Raw genomic sequence first — 1,898 nt, forward strand, 5'->3', positions numbered from 1 at the left:
CACCGCGCGCCGCCGCGGCGCGGCCGACGCCCGCGGCACCGTCGCCAGCGCGGCCAGCGCCGCCGTCGCGAACATCCTGCGTGACACCCGCCCCATGGCGCCCCCCTGAACACCGTCGAACCGCCTGGCCGGACACGGTCCTGTGCCCAGGATGCCCCACCCCCGCGATCGATCATCGATACTTCGGAGTAACGTGCACGGACGGAGCAGGACCCGGGACCCGGCGACCTGCCACAGCCGTAAGCAGTAGCGAAGGGAACGATGTGACCGACATCGAGCGCGTCGGAGTGGTGGGCTGCGGTCAGATGGGTGCGGGGATCGCCGAGGTGTGCGCCCGGGCCGGACTGGACGTCAAGGTCGCCGAGACCACCGGCGAGGCCCTGGAGATCGGCCGTACCCGGCTGTTCAACTCCCTGTCGAAGGCGGCCGAGCGCGGGAAGATCTCCGAGGAGGAGCTGGCGGCCACGCAGGCCCGGCTGAGCTTCACCACGGACCTCGGCGAGTTCGCCGACCGTGATCTGGTGATCGAGGCCGTGGTCGAGAACGAGCAGGTCAAGACCGAGATCTTCCAGGTCCTCGACCAGGTGGTGACCCGGCCGGACGCGATCCTGGCCTCCAACACCTCCTCCATCCCGCTGGTGAAGCTGGCGGTCGCCACCTCGCGGCCCGACCACGTCATCGGCATCCACTTCTTCAACCCGGCCCCGGTGCAGAGGCTCGTCGAGCTGATCCCGGCGCTCACCACCTCCGAGGGCACGCTGAGCCGCGCCCAGGCCTTCACCGAGAAGCTGCTGGGCAAGCACGCGATCCGCGCCCAGGACCGCTCCGGTTTCGTGGTGAACGCGCTGCTGATCCCGTACCTGCTCTCCGCGATCCGGATGTTCGAGTCGGGCATCGCCAGCCGGGAGGACATCGACAACGGCATGGAGATGGGCTGCGCCCACCCGATGGGCCCGCTGAAGCTGTCCGACCTGATCGGCCTGGACACGGTGGCCTCGGTGGCGTACTCGATGTACGAGGAGTACAAGGAGCCGCTGTACGCCGCTCCCCCGCTGCTCCAGCGCATGGTCGACGCGGGCCGGCTGGGCCGCAAGAGCGGCTCGGGCTTCTACACGTACTGAGTGTTCCCCCGGGGGCCCGGCATCCCGCGGGGTGCCGGGCCCCCGGCGTTTCAGGGCCTGCCGTCCTGGCCGAGCCTGAGGTGGTGCAGCAGGAGCAACGCCGCCGCCATGCCGGCGGCCGGGACCTCGCCGGCGGCGACCAGGTCGGGGACCACTTTCAGGGGCACCCATTCCCGGCGGTCCGACTCGAAGTCGTCCACGGGGTGTCCGACGTACTCGCCCTCGTCGGACCAGTAGATGTGGTGCCGGGCGTCGGTGAGGCCGTTGGAGGGCTCCACGCTCATCAGGTGGTGCAGCGGCCCCGGCCGCCAGCCGGTCTCCTCCTCCAGTTCCCGCGCGGCGGCCCGGACGACGTCCTCGCCGTCCTCGACCACCCCGGCCGCGAGTTCCCACCCCCAGCTGTCGGTGATGAAGCGGTGGCGCCACAGCAGGAGGACCTCGTTGGCCTCGTTGACCACCGTGGCCACGGCGACGGGCCGCAGCCGGATGAGGAAGTGGTCGAGGTGCCGGCCGTCCGGCAGCTCGACATCCGCGAGATTGACGCTGAACCAGCGGTTTGAGTACACGGTCTGTTCGCTCTGCTTCGTCCACTGCACGGTTCTGCCACCTTCCGACGGGTAGGGGGCAATATCGCAGCAGCGGCGGTCCGGCAGGCAGGCGCACGGGAGGCAGCCCGTGGCGCAGCGGCGGGCGCGGCGGAGGCGCGCGGCCGGGCACGGGGGCCCGGGACCTCGCCCGTGCTACAGCGGCACGCGCAGCGCCCCGTCGATGAGTTCG

Annotated in this window: 2 protein-coding genes; one reads left to right on the forward strand and one right to left on the reverse strand. The window is 71.1% G+C overall.

What is annotated here, in order from left to right:
* Window positions 1-263 precede the first annotated feature (263 nt).
* The gene (locus B7767_RS33975; RefSeq protein WP_085575461.1) at window positions 264-1,121 is read left to right on the forward strand and encodes a 3-hydroxybutyryl-CoA dehydrogenase; all 858 of its coding nucleotides are present in this window, start codon (window positions 264-266) and stop codon (window positions 1,119-1,121) included.
* A gap of 50 nt (window positions 1,122-1,171) precedes the next feature.
* On the opposite strand, the gene B7767_RS33980 is transcribed toward B7767_RS33975, so the two are convergent.
* On the reverse strand, window positions 1,172-1,717 hold the full coding sequence (locus B7767_RS33980; RefSeq protein WP_085575462.1) for an NUDIX hydrolase: 546 nt from the start codon (window positions 1,715-1,717) through the stop codon (window positions 1,172-1,174).
* Window positions 1,718-1,898: the final 181 nt, after the last annotated feature.

It is taken from the genome of Streptomyces sp. 13-12-16 (genome assembly GCF_002114215.1).
Lineage (GTDB): Bacteria > Actinomycetota > Actinomycetes > Streptomycetales > Streptomycetaceae > Streptomyces.